We start from the raw sequence: 14,788 nt of genomic DNA, 5'->3' as shown, positions 1-14,788 counted from the left end.
GCTAACCAGGCACTTATTGGTAGACTGAAGACAATTGTAAAAGAAGGGAGAAGATATGAATGAGAGCAATTGTACATGAAGAAAAAGAAGGACTTGAGGGTTTGAAGGTAAAAGAGATGCCAGAGCGTCAAATCAGTGACAATGAAGTGAGAGTAAAGGTACATACAGCAGGGATGAACCGCAGGGATTTAGCGGTCGTCACGAAGCGGCATAAAGCAGATGATCCTGCTTTAATACCTGGGTCAGATGCTTCCGGTATTGTAGAAACAGTAGGAGGAAATGTCACCAAGTTTCAACCAGGTGACGAAGTCATTGTCAATCCTGGACTCGGTTGGCAGAAAAACAGCGATGCTCCTCCAGAAGGATTTGAAATCGTCGGCCTTCCGGATCACGGGACATTTGCAGAATTTTACACATGTACAGAGGACCATCTTGAACGAAAACCTGAGCATTTGTCTTTTGAAGAAGCAGGCGTTCTTCCATTAGCCGCACTGACCGCCTACCGCGCCTTGTTTACAAGAGGGAATCTTGAAGCGGGCCAAACGGTCATGCTGCCGGGAATTGGCAGCGGAGTCCTTACCTTTTGCCTGAAGTATGCGAAAGCAATCGGGGCAAGAGTCATCGTAACTTCCCGATCAGAAAGCAAACAAAAGGAAGCCTTGAACCTTGGAGCTGATCTTGCCATTTCTACAGAAGAAGATTGGCAGGAGGCTCTAGCTTCCGAACAGGTGGACCTGCTCATCGAAACTATTGGTAATGCTACGTTTAATAAGTCATTGGACGTTATTCGTAAAGGAGGAACAATTGTCACTTTTGGGTCGACGACAGAAGATGAAGTGACGTTTAATATCCGCCAGTTCTTCTATGGGCAGTATAATTTGCTAGGTTCCACGATGGGAAGTGCCGAGGAATTGCGTGAAATGCTCGGTTTTATAAGCGAACACAAAATAAAACCTCAACTGGATAAGATGTTTACGATGGATCAGTATAAGGAAGCTTTCGAATACATTCAAGAATCCAAAAATTTCGGAAAAATTGCCATTAAAGTACGTTAACTTGTTCTACTTTAAACTTAGTAGCAACTCCGAATTTAAAAGAAAAACATAATATTTAAACGAACGAATGTGCGTATAATTGGACAATTCATCCATCTTTTGTTGTAGAATGATAGAAAGACCATTTTATGACAAGGGGTGGATGATTTTGTCTCATAAAAACAATCCGAAACGATTTGCTTTAAACATGAGTGCCGCACAATTTACGAAGTTTTATATCATGCACCTGTTACAAGTTCATCAGCCGATGATCAGTGAACATTTCAAAGCAGAGTTCAAAAAACTTACGAAGAATTGGATTCCCGCACCTTCCACATTACTAGATACCCTCCATGAAATGACAGAGCAAGGTTTATTATACCGTAAGGATGATTACAAATCACATGATAAGAAAAGACAAAAGGTTTACTGGTATTACCTTACGGATGATGGCAAAGAAGAATTCGATGTATTAAAGAAACGTTATAAGCTTTTATTCGAAGAACAGATGCAAATACTAAAACAAATTATGGATGACGTGTACAAATAAAAGAAAGGTGAGCTTGCATTGAAACTAAGTGTGCTTGATCAAAGCCCGATCTCCGAGGGGGACTCTGCTCAAAAAGCGTTACAACAATCAGTGGAATTGGCAAAATACACAGAGGAATTAGGATTTCACAGGTATTGGGTTGCTGAACATCACAATACCAATGGCCTTGCCAGTACGTCTCCTGAAATACTTATATCCATGATTGCCCAATCCACAACAACGATTCGAGTTGGATCAGGTGGTGTCTTACTTCCACAGTACAGCCCATTGAAAGTAGCTGAAAATTTCCGCATGCTTGAAGCTTTTTTTCCTGGAAGAGTCGACCTTGGTCTCGGCCGTTCCCCAGGAGGTGGGCCAAAGACAAGGCTTGCCCTAACTGATGGAATTGAGAAGCCCCTCAGTTCTTTTTCGAGGCAAGTGAAAGAGTTGAAACAGTTCTTACAAGGATCCACTCCTAAAGATGATCGATTCTTCGGTGTAAAAGCTCGGCCGGAAACCGAACATCAGCCTGAACTATGGGTCCTTGGATTGACGGAGCGAGGTGCCAAACATGCAGCTCTGAATGGGACAGGGTTCACTTTTGGTCATTTCATCAATCCTGATCATGGAAAGGCATCCATTGCCACCTATAGGGAGCGATTCAAAGGATCGGATATGAAAGAACCAAGCGTGAATGTTTGTATATTCGTCGTTTGCGGAGAAACAGAAGAAGAGGCAGAGGAGCTGGCCAAAAGCCAAGACCTCTGGTTGCTTCAAGTGGAAAAAGGGCTGGATACCCATGTACCCTCTATAGACGTGGCCAGAGACTATCCTTATACAAAAGAACAGATGGAGAAAATAAGTAAAAATCGAAGACGCTGCATTATCGGAAACCCAGATCAAGTGAAAACTCAATTGGAAGAACTGTCTGAATACTACGGTACGGATGAGTTTTTAATTATTACGAATATATTCGACTTTGAAGAAAAGAAAAAATCCTACAACAGAATCGCTCAGTTGTTTCAGGATTAATTAAACCTCATTATAAATAAGCTCCCGATTGTGGAAGACTCAGTTTCGAGATGTTTTTCGGGCTTCGTTTGCTATAATGGGAGTCAGGGGTGGCTGGGAAACAACTCGCTTTCCTGTGGGGGAGCGCCGCGCTCCCGCGGAAAGCGAGTCATTCCCCGCAGCCCCATCCACTCAAAAAAATCCAGAAACTGAGTCTTTGGTTGAAAGCATTTATACGCCTAATCATCAGGGAGCTAAGCCTTTTACCCATACCGATTCTTACCCATTTTCATATAAAGAAGTAAAGGGGGGAATTGGAATGAGTAAAGGATATGGTGGAGGCTTTGCGCTAATCGTTGTTTTGTTTATTCTCCTAATTATTGTAGGAGCTTCTTGGTGGTATTAATCACTTCAAAGCGTGGCAGATGCCACGCTTTTTCATTTATAATAAATCATCGTTTTAAAATGGATCGATGTAAGCTATAATAAGTACCATTACGTTACGATAAAGGATGAAATTACATGAAAGATGTCAATATATTGGGAACAATCCAACAAGGAAAAATTAAAAAGAAAATCACAGAAGGCTTCATTGTTGATATTCAAAATGAAGAGTTTGTACTCCTGGACGAAGATGTAACCGAAGAAATTGAACTGGACGAAAGCAGAGACATGTTCATTTATGAAAATAAGAAAGGACAAGCTTCCGCGACAATGGAAATTCCGGAAGTTACCAAAGATACTTATGGATGGGCTGAAGTCGTAGAAGTTGTTCCGAATATGGGTGTATTCGTTGATATCGGTTTAAACAATAAGGATATTCTTGTTTCCTCCGATCATCTACCTCTTCTTAAATCCGTTTGGCCAAAAGAAGGTGATCATTTATTTGTCAGTTTAGAACTAGATAAAAAAGGTCGTCTTTTGGCAGAACCTATTTCTGAACAAGAAGTCATGGATGATCTGGAACCTGCCCCCAAAGAAGTTCTTGGACAAGAAGTGACCGCTCGTGTGTATCGAGCGACGAAAGCAGGTTCAACGGTATTATCTGGAGAGGGCTACCGAGGGTTCGTCCACCCAAGTGAAAGGAAAGAAGAACCAAGACTTGGAGAAACGATTACAGCTAGAATCATTGATGTAAAAGACGATGGGACAATCAATTTATCTCTTCGTCCTCTAAAACAAGAGGGGATGAAGGAAGATGCAGAGATTATCTACGAATACTTACAAGAAAACGATGGGGTGATGTTCCTTCATGATAAAAGCGATCCAGAAGACATCCGGAAAACGTTTAAAATCAGTAAGGGAGCATTCAAGCGCGCCATCGGACAATTAATGAAAGAACGAAAAGTCGTTCAAGAAAATGGTAAAACCATGATCAATCACGATCGCACTTAAAACTTAGTAGCAACTCCAAAACTATATAAAAAAAACAAGCATCTAAGTCATGTGAACCAAGGTGCTTGTTTTATTTTACATTATTTTAATCTTCGTATTCTGCCTCTAACCCGTTGCTATAAACAACCCTCAACTTGAATTCCTTATATGTTTCATCAAGTCCAAAAACCTGTAAAACATCCTCAATCACTTCTTGTTCAGATGAATCTTCATCAAAACTGAGTTCCATGAAATGAGGAGTCAGTTGATCAAGTGCTTTTTCACCTGAGATTTTCTCTTCGCCGATTTCGTTAATGATTGCTCTAGTTTGAGCTTCATTGGATACATATTTGATTTGATATGAAAGCGTATCTACATAATCAATTTCCAAATCAAATTGTTGAAATGGGAGAGCTTTTATCGCATTATCCACTTTTTCGTTTGTTTGATCATTCATATCATTGAGTGAATCGGTGGTGGGGGCAGTTGATAATGGCTGCTGTTCATAATCCATCATTTGCTTTCCATTTTTATCAGCCGTACATCCGCTCATGACAATGAGGCATAGGGCCAGTATTGAGGTTACAGTTTTCATTCATGATCCCTCCATTCATATCCTTTTCTTAGGATGGACGAAAATGACTGATTTCATAACTTCGTTTACATATGATGAGCATTGGAATTTTTTGATTATAAGATCCCATGGTAAGATGAAGATAGAAATTCTTTTATTTAGGGAGGAGAAGGAATGAAAAAGATGACAGCAGGAGCGATCACCATTCTTTTATTATTAAGTGTCGGCGTCCTTTTCTTTTTCAATAAAAATTCTGGAGCTTCTACAACCATCGATTCTGAAGGTGCGAAGAGAATAGAGTTATATAACGGTGAAATTGTAGAATATTCTCAGCAGGACTTGAAAACTAAACTAACAGATATCCAATATGAAGTAACACAGGAAGACGGGACAGAAAAAGCTTTCGATAATGAAAACTGGGATAATAAGAAAGAGGGCATTTATGTAGATATTCTCTCAGGAGAGCCACTCTTCAGTTCTACAGAAAAATACAAATCAGGGACAGGTTGGCCAAGTTTCACAAAACCGATCGCGGAGGAATACATCACCACAAAGGATGATCCAGGGATTTTCGGAATGAGGACAGAAGTAAGAAGTAAACAAGGAGATAATCACCTTGGTCACGTATTTGAAGATGGCCCAGAACCAACAGGGTTGAGATACTGCATGAATAGTGCAGCCATGGAGTTTATTCCTAAGCAGGAGATGAAAAAGCGTGGATATGGAGAGTTCTTGTATTTGTTTGAAGAAGAAGGGTAATGCGCCTTTCTTCTTTTTTTATTGAAAATGATTCTCATTGACGAAGTACGATCCTTCCTTTACAATAATATTGATAATGATAATCTTTATCAATTATTTAGGTGAAAGGGAGTTTTTTTATGAAAACATGGCAGATGCTATCATTATTATTGCTGGTTCTTTTCTTAGCCGCATGTGGAGAAGAGGGATCTAGTGAGGAAACTGCTTCTTCTGAATCCTCAACCTCAGAAGAAACGAGAACGGTTGAAAGCAGTACAGGGGAAGTGGAGATTGAAGGTACACCGGAAAAAGTTGTCGTTTTAGAGTGGTCCTATGTTGAACATATGCTTCCCTTACATATTCAGCCCGTTGGAGTAGCAGATAAAGAGGGGTACAACAAGTGGGTCAATGTAGGTGAGCCACTTGCAGATGAGGTGCAGGATGTCGGTACGCGTTCAGAACCGAATTTTGAAGCCATTTCACGCCTCGACCCTGACTTAATCATTGGTGCGAAGTACAGGCACGAAGGATTTGAACATCAATTGAACGAGATCGCTCCTACTATTATGTTTGCACCTTATTCCGAAGAGGGAGCAAGTGATCAGTATCAGCACTTAAAAGATGAATTCAAAAAAATGGGTGAAATTTTCAAAAAAGAAGAAGAAGCTGAAAAATATCTAACCCAAATGGAACAAAGAATTTCTGCATTGGTTAAAGAGATTGGAGAGGACAGTAAAGTGGAGGCCGTTGTAACGCAAGCTTTCACCTCTCAAAACACACCTACGATGAGGTTGTTTACAGACAATTCTGTAGTAGCTGGTGTTTTGAATCAAATGGGGATCAATAACGCGGTAGAAACGGAACAACCTGAAATTTATGGGTTTGTAAATTCTGATGTAGAGTCCCTTCAAAATTACCAGGATTCTCATTTCTTTTATCTTGTTCAGGACGACGATCCCATTTTTGATAACTTGGCCGACAATCCAGCATGGACAAATTTAAACTTTGTAGAAGAAAACCGTACGTACAAGCTTCCAGGAGATATGGGTACCTTTGCCGGTCCTCTATCTGCGGAACGACTGGCTGAAGAAATCGCTGAAAATTTAGAATAATAGATGAAAAAAGCTACCTCAACATAGGTAGCTTTTCTTTTGTGTATGCATGAACCAACCTTATCATGATTGCTTATTTAAAGGAATAAACCTTGACAAAACCACTGAGAACGATTATCATTACCGTAAATAAAACTTTAGATACGTAGGTGAGAGGTATGGAACAAACAAAAACAGAATTAGCTAGAATCATTCGTGAACGTCGCTCCGTGAAGAGTGGATACTTAGATAAAGAAGTACCAACAGAACTTGTTACTGAACTGTTAGATGATGCAAGATGGGCACCAACACACGGCTTACGTGAACCTTGGAGATTCATTTTCATTCCTTCTCACGAAAAAGAAGAATTTGTGGAATCTCTTGTACAAACATTTCCTCGTGACATGCAAGAAAACCGCAGAAACTATTTCAGCCAGCCGGCTGCTTTCCTTATAGCGATTATGAATGAAGACCCTCGTCAAAAGCAGTGGGAGGAAAACTTTGGAGCGATCAGCAGCATGCTTCAAAACTTCCAATTATTAGCCTGGGAACGTGAATTGGGTGTATGTTGGCAAACAAATCCACAAATTCACGAGCCGAAAGTTCGTGAACTTTTAGGTGTTCAACCTGGGGAAAAAATTGTAGGTTTCATCCATATGGGCTTCTTTGAGCAACAGCCAAAACAGAAAACTCGTACACCAATTGAAGAAAAGTTAACGATTTATAAAAAGTAACGATTCACTGAAGGTGAACGATGCCATTCAAAAAGACGCCGATTTCGGCGTCTTTTATTTAGTCTTTATACTTGGAATCGTAGGCGATCAAAACAACATTCAGTTGATTTTCAAGCTCTTTTACCCTTTGCAGCTTTTCTTTCGGCAGCTCTGCATAATCAAAAGCCATCCTCAAACGCCTCCTTGGGTTATATCTTTTGCCTTTCGCACAAGGAATATTCCGTCTTTGGACTAATTTTATATGGCAAGCCTTTACAATAGACGCAGCTATGCTCGCCCATTTATTATTAAGATAACACTATATATAAAGGAGATCGACATGAACTTTGTAGCTCTTGATTTTGAGACAGCCAATTCTTCAAGAGGATCTGTTTGTTCCATTGGTATGGTGGAATATGAACAGGGCTTTAAAAAAAGAGAATATTACAGGTTAGTGAAACCAAAGAAAAATTATTTTGCACCCATTAATATCCGTGTACATGGAATAACTAAAGGCGATGTTGAAGATGCCGAGGAGTTTGATGTGTTATGGGAGCGCGAGATCAGGTCATGGCTTGAAGGAAAGTTTGTCGTTGCTCATAATGCTCAGTTTGATATGGGGGTTTTGCGTGCTGTATTGGATCAATACAACCTCAGCTATCCGATGCTTGCGTATAACTGCACCGTCAACATATCTAAGAAAACGTGGCAACTGCCGAAATACAAGTTAAATATCGTATCCAGTTATCTTGGTTTTACGTTCAGTCACCACCATGCATTAGAAGATGCGAAAGCTTCTGCTCATATTCTTATGTCAGCGAAAGAAGAGCTTGGAGCGACTGATGCTAAAGACCTTGTAGACAAAACAGGTACAACAAACGGGATGATGTTTGATGGAGGCTATGAGCCGGCGAGAATAAATAAAAAGAAACGTGCGAAAAAAGCACATCCATCTTCCTACGTGGCAGCAACCAATCAGTTCGATCCATCACACCCTTTTTATAACGCAGCTGTTGTGTTTACTGGAAAGTTAAAAGAAATGAAAAGAGATGAAGCCAGTCAAAAAGTTGTTGATTTAGGTGGAAAACTTCACACAACGATTGAATCCAATACGAGCTTTGTAGTCGTCGGCGAACAAACGTTCGAATTGTACAAAAATGGCAAAAAAACAAGTAAACTCGAAAGAGCAGAGACGCTGTTGAGCCAGGGATATCCAATTGAAATTATTTCAGAATCTGACTTTCACCAATATTTAACACGCTCATCCAATAAATAGGATGAGCGTGTTTTATTTCTTAGATAGATATCTGCGATCTTTCAGCCGCTCTGGGTGCACTGATTTAGCATGAGGATAAATTTTGCCTAAATTGACACCTGCACCAAAATAATAAGATTGCCACACGATTTTTGTGCAATACTGTTCCTCGTTAATCGTGCTTAAAGGCGTCCATATCTTATAGTTGGCATCAGGGTGTTCTCTTTGCAGTTTTACCGCATAATCAGCAGCAGCGCCCCCTGATTTCCTATCCTGGGCTGAATAGATGCGTATATTGCTGAATTTGTTAAAATAAGCCTCCATTTGATCTTGCACGACTCCTGAAGGAATGGAATGAATAACTTTATTATCTTTCGTTACAATCCCTACATGACCTATATAACGCGATTCTTTTTTACCGATTGGAGAAAACAGCAAATCCCCAGGTGTAATGGATAGGTTTGTACCTGGATAAAGATGTTCATGTTCTTGAATCACTGGTGCAACAATTTTCTTAGGCTTTATGATCATTGCCATTAATACAGTACTCACGAAAAGGATCAGCTTTTTCATAAACACCTTCCTTTGGTTTCTTATATCTTCATCCTAGCTGATCAAATGCGAAATAACAAAGTGAAAGTGCTAAAAATTATCCTTAAGAACATATGTTCGGTATAATTGAAATGAACGAACATTTGGGAGGGGACCATAATTGAATAGACCATTGAGAAAAAGAACAATGTCCAAAGTAGAAATTGCTCAAATGTATAAGGGCGGTGAGAGTACAACTGTTATTGCTAAAAAGGCAAATGTTTCACCTGGTTATATTCGTATCGTACTAAAAGAACTAGCAGTTCCATTAAGACCTAGAGGCAGCTGGAAGAGGAAGTTTAAGGTCAACGAAGACTATTTCAAAACGTGATCCAACAACATGGCGTATATTTTAGGGTTTATTGCAGCAGATGGAATGATTTCAGATCATGCGCAGTTAATTAGCATAGCACAAAAGGAAAAAGAAATACTGCTGGATATTAAGCGCGAAATGGATTCCAGCCATCCGATAACAAAATGTAAGAGGTTACTTTGATGGAGACGGAAGTATCAACTATCAGAAGAAGCAAATTGTGTTTGTAGGCGGTTCACATCAATACTTTGAAGAATTAAACAAACTGATGGAAACAAGAGGTTTTAGAAGTTATCTTAAAGTATATCAAACGTACACAAGGTTGATCATTAGTGGAAGAAAATCAATAAAAGGTTTTGGAGATTGGATTTATGCAAACAGCGACTTAAGATTAGACAGAAAATATAATGAATATCTAAAAGAAAAACAAAATTATGATGAGCTCGAGGACGGTAAACATGTGGTATCCAAAGCAGCCATTAAAGCCAGAAAGGAAAAGTTCCTTATCAACTTTATTAAAAAATGAACTTAACATTAAAAAAGAAAGAGGAGAATAACTCTTCTTTCTTTTTTAATTCTACTTTACATAATATTTATTATACTTACTCATTTTATAAATGTTCATTTTGTCTCATTACAAAAGTATACTCATGATATTGAGACAAAATAGAAATAAATAAGCTGAAATTCAACATCGCAATTAATCGGTCTTATTTATGTTTAAAGATCATTTGTCTTTCGATATTTTTGGCATTGGGATCACTACAAAAAATCTGACTTAGTATTTTCCAGCTCCGATTAACTTAATATGATTTTTAACACCCTTAACATTTCATAGCAATCTCATAAAGTTTGCTCTAATATCTCCAGCAAACAGCTATATCATTATTAAATATATCACTGTACGTTTCAGCTTGATATCATTAAACTTACTTTCGCTTATCGGATATACATCACCCGATACACAAATTGATTGTAATTACATTAATCTTTGTATTTGTGACACACATTTTGACATTCATACTCTCGAACCTATTATTTGATTAGCACTTGGATTAAGGTCATTCACCTAACACCCATGATTCAACTTAAATAAGGGCGTGTTTCGCATGCTGGTCTTCTCTTCAATAGAATCATTGCAAATCCGTGTACCTCCCTCCTTTCCTGCTCCGAAAATGTCGCGTTAATTGCTATCCATCTTTTGTTAGCCATTTACATTGATACATGGGGATCAGATTATTGATTGTTTTTTTCTGAATATTTTCGGAGTTGCTACTAAGTATAAATAGATAATATTTAAAAGGTGCTAATTTCACGGGGATTGGAACATATGTTCTGTTATTGAATGTGGTTTTATATGTTTGGAGTTACTACTAAGTTTTTAATTTGAACAAAGCAAAAGAAAAGTCACAGAGCGCTTACTCTGTGACTTTAACCTTTGATTTTTTTGACGTTGTTGCTGCCTGCTCTTCATACACCTTTAACGTCTTGTAATAATACTCAAGGATCTGCTCCGAAGGTTTTTGCCAGCTATACTTTTCAGCTTCTTGCCGTGCATTTTTGCAAAGTCTCTGATATAACTCCTCATCTTCCAACCTTTGTATCGCTTGAATCATACTGTCGGTGTTCTCATTTTCAAACAATAGACCAGTTTTGCCATCTTCCACTTGCTCCATAGTCGGACCGCTCTTTGCCGCAATGACAGGCAGACCAGAAGCCATAGATTCCAATATGACGAGGCCCAGCGTTTCTGTAACCGATGGAAAAATCAGAGCATCAGAAGAAGCGAAAGCTTGAGCAAGCTCTTCTCCGTGCATAAGCCCAGTAAACACCGTATTGGTATCCTTGAAAGTTTCCTCTAATTCATCTTTCACCGGACCATCTCCAACGATGGCAAGAGAGATGTCGTCCCTCTTTTCCAATAATGGTTTGATTTTATGAATTTCTTTTTCAGGAGCCAGTCTACCGACAAAAACAAGCAATTTGTTTTCTTTCCTGCCTGCGGACAATCGCTCCCTCATTTCTTCACTTTTATGTCGAGGATGGTAATGATCGACAGCGACTCCACGGTCCCATACACTCACATTATGGAAGTTCTTTTCATCCAGCTCCGCCTTAATGGCTCTTGAAGTACACAAGTTCACATCTGCATAGTTGTGTAACTTTCTGAAATACCACCAGACAAGAGGCTTAAACGGATATAATCGGTAATAATCCAAGTATTTAGGAACGTGAGTATGATAGGAAGCAATTAACGGATAGTTCAGTTTATCAGCATAATAGACGCCGGAAACCCCTACAAGAGCTGGATTGACCACATGAACGAGGTCAGGATCATGTTTTTGCAGCAAGTCCTTCACTCGTCGCTGTGGTAAACTGAATTCTCGATACCTGTAGAAAGGCATTCTTGTCGTTTTGACCCCTTCGACGATCGCCCCTTCATATTCCGTCACACCAAAGTCTGGAGCAATGACGACGACCTCATGATCTTGGTTTCGCAAGTATTTGATGGACTCTTTTAATCGTGTGACGACTCCATCTGTTGATGGTAGGAATGTTTCTGTAATGATGGCGATTTTCAAAGCGGAAAACTCCTTACTTCCAAGTGATTGACGGCAATACGTTCTCTTCAATGATACGGTTTTTATTTTCGACGGCAGTGCGCAAAATGTCACGAATGACATCGTCTGTCAACAAGTGAGGTTCTAGGCCAAGGTCACGCAGTTTTGTATTCACAGCGTTGTAATAATGGTCTTCATTCTCGATCCGAGGATTCTCGATCTTTTTCACTTGTGTATCAAGGCCTTCTTCTTTGGCGATTTTTTGAACGCGTTCAGCAAGATCCTGAACAGAGAACCACTCAGTAAATTGGTTGAACACGCGGAATTCACCTTTGTCAGCTGGGTTCTCAGCCGCGATCTCTACACATCTTACTGTGTCTTCAATATTCAGGAACGCACGTGTCTGCCCCCCTGAACCATAAACCGTGATGTCATGGCCGATTGCTGCCTGGTTGACGAAACGGTTCAGAGCCGTCCCGAATACGCCATCGTAGTCTACACGGTTTACAAGCATCGGATCAAGACGAGTTTCGGCTGTATGTAAACCGTATACGATTCCCTGATTCAAATCTGTGGCACGGATGCCCCAAATTTTACATGCAAACATAATATTATGGCTGTCATGAACTTTGGATAGGTGATAGAAGGAACCAGGTTGTTTTGGATATGGAAGGGTATCCTTCCGTCCCTTATGTTCAATTTCAATATATCCTTCTTCGATATCAATGTTAGGAGTTCCATATTCGCCCATTGTACCCAGTTTGATCAGGTGACATTCGGGAGCGAATTCTTTGATTGCATAAAGAACGTTCAAGTTCCCCATGACATTGTTCGTTTGTGTATAAACCGCATGCTCGCGGTCGATCATTGAATATGGAGCTGAACGTTGTTCAGCGAAGTGAACGAATGCTTCAGGTTCCGTTTGGCGGAAAACTTCGCTAAGGAAATCATAATGGTTCAAGTCACCAACGAAAGTTTTTATTTCTTTTCCTGAAACTTCTTTCCATTTAGCTACCCGGTCCTCTAGTGATGCAATCGGTGTAACTGAATTCGAACGTAGTTCATCATCATACTTTCTGCGTACCAAATTATCTACGATGGTTACATCATGTCCTTGTTTGGATAGGTATAATGCTGTTGGCCAACCGCAAAAACCGTCTCCCCCTGCTACAATAATCCTCATAATCTACCTCCTAGTTACGTCTTGCATACTCGTATTCCATTATAGAATGACTCTAATGACTGTTCTATCGTCTTACCAATCGTCCTTCGCTTGAAGACGGAAAAAAGTCAAGGTCTCTACGTTTTTGACTTTACCATTAATTTAATTTTGAAACAATTAATTCTTTGTTAAACCGTCGATTCTATGTAGAGATATGCACGTGAGACCTGAAACCTATTTACCCCAAATGAAGAACGCTTCAAACCTACTTTACAATAAAAGCCTGCAGAACAACAAGTTCTGCAGGCTCAGCAATTATTTTTCCCCTTCCGGATCTTTGGGAATGGAAGGTCCTTCTTCCTTATCCTCCTGATCTTCTTTTGTAGCAGCCGCTTCCTTCATTTCATCACCAGAAGCTCCTCCAAATTCATGGACAGCTCCCCTTGATACGTAACTTTCAAGCATCGCTTTCAAATCCATGCCTGTCGTTTCTTTTAATGATTCCTGAATGCCAAGCATTGTGGAAGTCACACTGTTTGCTACTTTCGCAGAACCACCGCGTGAATCGCTTCCTCCCATATCGATAACCTTCATGTCTTTAATTTGACTGATCGGTGCCGATACTTTTTCAGCATACTCAGGCAGTACTTTAATGAGCATTTCCATGATGGCCGCTTCGCCGTAATGTTCCATCGCTTTCGCCATACGTTCTTTTGATTCAGCTTCAGCAATTCCTCGTTGACGGATAACTTCCGCTTCGGATTCCCCTTTAATTCGTTCATTATCAGCTTCTGCCTGTGCACGTTTTGTCACTTCATAAGCTTCAGCATCAGCGATGGAGCGACGTCGTTTGTTCTCTTCTTCTTCTAATTCGACCGCTCTCTGTTTTTCAATGTACTGAACTTTCAACTCTTCTTCTTTGATTTGCTGGGCTAGTTTCTGTCTTTCCAATTCCCCTGCCTGATCTGCATTCGCTTTTGCACGGTTCGTTTCTGTCTGGAATTCCGCTTCTTTGATGTCTTTTTCCTTCGTCGATGCAGCAACGGCAGTCAAACGGCGGTTTTCTTCATCTTGTGCTTCCTGGTCGTTTTTCGCCTGGTAGATGCGAGTCTCTTTCGTTGCATCGGATTCTGCCATGTTCGCTTTCTTTTGCACCTCAGCAATATGAGGACGACCGAGCGCATCGATGTATCCATTTTCGACATCCACATCCTCAACATCATTCAATGCGAAAGAAGTGATTTCAAACCCCATGCCTTTCAAATCGGATTCAGCGATTTTTTTCACCTGAGTGTTGACTTCCTTAAAATCATTATAAATTTTTTCAATCGGAAGCGATGCGATGATTGAACGTAAATGACCATTGAGGACATCTTTCAACTCCGATTCTCTTTCTTTTTGTTTTTTCCCAAGGAACTTCTCAGCAAAATTGGCCATGATTTCAAGCTCACTGCCAATACTGATGACGGCAGTACTTGCAACTCTGACCGGTATCCCTTCCTTCGTATAAGCTTTGTCTGAATTGACTTGCAGCTGAAAGGATGTCAAATCAATCGGTGTCGCCGTCTGAAACATTCGCAGGCGGTACCCTCCACCACGAATAATTTTGACCGAACGTCCATTATCATCCTCAAATACATTCTTTTCTTGTTCCGGATCCCCAAGCTTCGGCCCTGTAACAATCAATGCCTCATTCGAACTTGCTGTCTTATAACGCATACGGAAGACGATAAAGGTTATGATTCCTCCAACGAGAACAACAGCTCCAATCACACCTAAAATGACTAAAAGTAACGCACCTTCAAACAAATGATCACTCCTCTTTTCTTTCTCCCTATTTAT

The 14,788-nt window shown here is 40.0% G+C and carries 17 protein-coding genes; 12 read left to right on the top strand and 5 right to left on the bottom strand.

The genetic code is table 11. The features are described from left to right. Positions 1 to 59 precede the first annotated feature (59 nt). From DYE48_RS08730 to DYE48_RS08705, 5 genes are all read left to right on the top strand, one after another. The gene (locus tag DYE48_RS08730) at positions 60 to 1,055 is read left to right on the top strand and encodes a zinc-binding dehydrogenase (protein ID WP_115823277.1); all 996 of its coding nucleotides are present in this window, start codon (positions 60 to 62) and stop codon (positions 1,053 to 1,055) included. 142 nt (positions 1,056 to 1,197) lie between these two features. Next, a complete protein-coding gene (locus DYE48_RS08725) occupies positions 1,198 to 1,584 on the top strand; it encodes a helix-turn-helix transcriptional regulator (RefSeq protein ID WP_244157174.1) in 387 nt (128 codons plus the stop codon). An 18-nt stretch (positions 1,585 to 1,602) separates the two neighbouring features. Beyond that, entirely contained in the window at positions 1,603 to 2,595 is a 993-nt protein-coding gene (locus DYE48_RS08720; protein WP_115823276.1) for an LLM class flavin-dependent oxidoreductase, read from the top strand. Between the two features lie 298 nt (positions 2,596 to 2,893). Further along, positions 2,894 to 2,980 carry a YjcZ family sporulation protein gene (locus DYE48_RS08710; protein ID WP_008640034.1) on the top strand — a complete coding sequence of 29 codons (87 nt, stop codon included), beginning with the start codon at positions 2,894 to 2,896 and terminating at the stop codon, positions 2,978 to 2,980. A gap of 116 nt (positions 2,981 to 3,096) precedes the next feature. Beyond that, positions 3,097 to 3,969, top strand: coding sequence for a CvfB family protein (locus DYE48_RS08705; protein ID WP_115823274.1), 873 nt, complete (start codon positions 3,097 to 3,099; stop codon positions 3,967 to 3,969). 85 nt (positions 3,970 to 4,054) lie between these two features. On the opposite strand, the gene DYE48_RS08700 is transcribed toward DYE48_RS08705, so the two are convergent. After that, positions 4,055 to 4,543 (bottom strand): YusW family protein, encoded by a 489-nt coding sequence (locus DYE48_RS08700; RefSeq protein ID WP_115823273.1) that lies wholly within the window; start codon positions 4,541 to 4,543, stop codon positions 4,055 to 4,057. 153 nt (positions 4,544 to 4,696) lie between these two features. Here DYE48_RS08700 and msrB point away from each other — a divergent pair, with 153 nt between their 5' ends. The 4 genes from msrB to DYE48_RS08680 all read left to right on the top strand — a co-directional run bounded on the left by msrB (position 4,697) and on the right by DYE48_RS08680 (position 8,340). Beyond that, on the top strand, positions 4,697 to 5,281 hold the full coding sequence (msrB, locus tag DYE48_RS08695; protein ID WP_115823272.1) for a peptide-methionine (R)-S-oxide reductase MsrB: 585 nt from the start codon (positions 4,697 to 4,699) through the stop codon (positions 5,279 to 5,281). A gap of 119 nt (positions 5,282 to 5,400) precedes the next feature. Further along, entirely contained in the window at positions 5,401 to 6,372 is a 972-nt protein-coding gene (locus DYE48_RS08690) for an ABC transporter substrate-binding protein (RefSeq protein ID WP_115823271.1), read from the top strand. A gap of 158 nt (positions 6,373 to 6,530) precedes the next feature. Continuing rightward, positions 6,531 to 7,085 carry a nitroreductase family protein gene (locus DYE48_RS08685; RefSeq protein WP_115823270.1) on the top strand — a complete coding sequence of 185 codons (555 nt, stop codon included), beginning with the start codon at positions 6,531 to 6,533 and terminating at the stop codon, positions 7,083 to 7,085. 319 nt (positions 7,086 to 7,404) lie between these two features. Then, positions 7,405 to 8,340, top strand: a complete 936-nt coding sequence (locus DYE48_RS08680) for an exonuclease domain-containing protein (protein ID WP_167449474.1) — start codon at positions 7,405 to 7,407, stop codon at positions 8,338 to 8,340. 12 nt (positions 8,341 to 8,352) lie between these two features. Here the strand turns inward: DYE48_RS08680 and DYE48_RS08675 are convergent, their stop codons facing one another. Then, a complete protein-coding gene (locus DYE48_RS08675) occupies positions 8,353 to 8,892 on the bottom strand; it encodes a YiiX/YebB-like N1pC/P60 family cysteine hydrolase (protein WP_115823268.1) in 540 nt (179 codons plus the stop codon). A gap of 139 nt (positions 8,893 to 9,031) precedes the next feature. Between DYE48_RS08675 and DYE48_RS21390 the strand changes: the two genes are divergently transcribed. From DYE48_RS21390 to DYE48_RS21385, 3 genes are read left to right on the top strand one after another with little or no spacing between them, the layout of a single operon-like run. Further along, the gene (locus DYE48_RS21390) at positions 9,032 to 9,241 is read left to right on the top strand and encodes a helix-turn-helix domain-containing protein (RefSeq protein WP_244199400.1); all 210 of its coding nucleotides are present in this window, start codon (positions 9,032 to 9,034) and stop codon (positions 9,239 to 9,241) included. Positions 9,242 to 9,250: 9 nt separating this feature from the next. Beyond that, a complete protein-coding gene (locus DYE48_RS21635; protein WP_482793342.1) occupies positions 9,251 to 9,406 on the top strand; it encodes a hypothetical protein in 156 nt (51 codons plus the stop codon). Positions 9,407 to 9,443: 37 nt separating this feature from the next. Then, on the top strand, positions 9,444 to 9,749 hold the full coding sequence (locus DYE48_RS21385) for a hypothetical protein (protein ID WP_244199399.1): 306 nt from the start codon (positions 9,444 to 9,446) through the stop codon (positions 9,747 to 9,749). An 892-nt stretch (positions 9,750 to 10,641) separates the two neighbouring features. Here the strand turns inward: DYE48_RS21385 and DYE48_RS08665 are convergent. The 3 genes from DYE48_RS08665 to DYE48_RS08655 all read right to left on the bottom strand — a co-directional run bounded on the left by DYE48_RS08665 (position 10,642) and on the right by DYE48_RS08655 (position 14,755). Then, on the bottom strand, positions 10,642 to 11,805 hold the full coding sequence (locus tag DYE48_RS08665) for a glycosyltransferase family 4 protein (protein WP_089652489.1): 1,164 nt from the start codon (positions 11,803 to 11,805) through the stop codon (positions 10,642 to 10,644). Between the two features lie 13 nt (positions 11,806 to 11,818). Beyond that, positions 11,819 to 12,967 carry an NAD-dependent epimerase/dehydratase family protein gene (locus tag DYE48_RS08660; protein ID WP_089652488.1) on the bottom strand — a complete coding sequence of 383 codons (1,149 nt, stop codon included), beginning with the start codon at positions 12,965 to 12,967 and terminating at the stop codon, positions 11,819 to 11,821. 294 nt (positions 12,968 to 13,261) lie between these two features. After that, on the bottom strand, positions 13,262 to 14,755 hold the full coding sequence (locus tag DYE48_RS08655; protein ID WP_115823267.1) for a flotillin family protein: 1,494 nt from the start codon (positions 14,753 to 14,755) through the stop codon (positions 13,262 to 13,264). Positions 14,756 to 14,788 lie beyond the last annotated feature (33 nt).

This window comes from Halobacillus trueperi, assembly GCF_003386945.1.
GTDB classification, from domain to species: domain Bacteria; phylum Bacillota; class Bacilli; order Bacillales; family Halobacillaceae; genus Halobacillus; species Halobacillus aidingensis.
This window is presented reverse-complemented; position numbering and strand designations above follow the sequence as displayed.

What these genes read in the sequence shown, in the direction of transcription:
- DYE48_RS08690 (WP_115823271.1), top strand. Translation starts at nt 5,401, where the DNA reads ATGAAAACATGGCAGATGCTATCATTATTATTGCTGGTTCTTTTCTTA.
- DYE48_RS08680 (WP_167449474.1), top strand. Translation starts at nt 7,405, where the DNA reads ATGAACTTTGTAGCTCTTGATTTTGAGACAGCCAATTCTTCAAGAGGA.
- DYE48_RS08705 (WP_115823274.1), top strand. Translation starts at nt 3,097, where the DNA reads ATGAAAGATGTCAATATATTGGGAACAATCCAACAAGGAAAAATTAAA.
- DYE48_RS08675 (WP_115823268.1), bottom strand. Translation starts at nt 8,892, where the DNA reads ATGAAAAAGCTGATCCTTTTCGTGAGTACTGTATTAATGGCAATGATC.
- DYE48_RS08685 (WP_115823270.1), top strand. Translation starts at nt 6,531, where the DNA reads ATGGAACAAACAAAAACAGAATTAGCTAGAATCATTCGTGAACGTCGC.
- DYE48_RS08725 (WP_244157174.1), top strand. Translation starts at nt 1,198, where the DNA reads ATGATTTTGTCTCATAAAAACAATCCGAAACGATTTGCTTTAAACATG.
- DYE48_RS08730 (WP_115823277.1), top strand. Translation starts at nt 60, where the DNA reads ATGAGAGCAATTGTACATGAAGAAAAAGAAGGACTTGAGGGTTTGAAG.
- msrB (WP_115823272.1), top strand. Translation starts at nt 4,697, where the DNA reads ATGAAAAAGATGACAGCAGGAGCGATCACCATTCTTTTATTATTAAGT.
- DYE48_RS21635 (WP_482793342.1), top strand. Translation starts at nt 9,251, where the DNA reads ATGGCGTATATTTTAGGGTTTATTGCAGCAGATGGAATGATTTCAGAT.
- DYE48_RS08660 (WP_089652488.1), bottom strand. Translation starts at nt 12,967, where the DNA reads ATGAGGATTATTGTAGCAGGGGGAGACGGTTTTTGCGGTTGGCCAACA.
- DYE48_RS08700 (WP_115823273.1), bottom strand. Translation starts at nt 4,543, where the DNA reads ATGAAAACTGTAACCTCAATACTGGCCCTATGCCTCATTGTCATGAGC.
- DYE48_RS08710 (WP_008640034.1), top strand. Translation starts at nt 2,894, where the DNA reads ATGAGTAAAGGATATGGTGGAGGCTTTGCGCTAATCGTTGTTTTGTTT.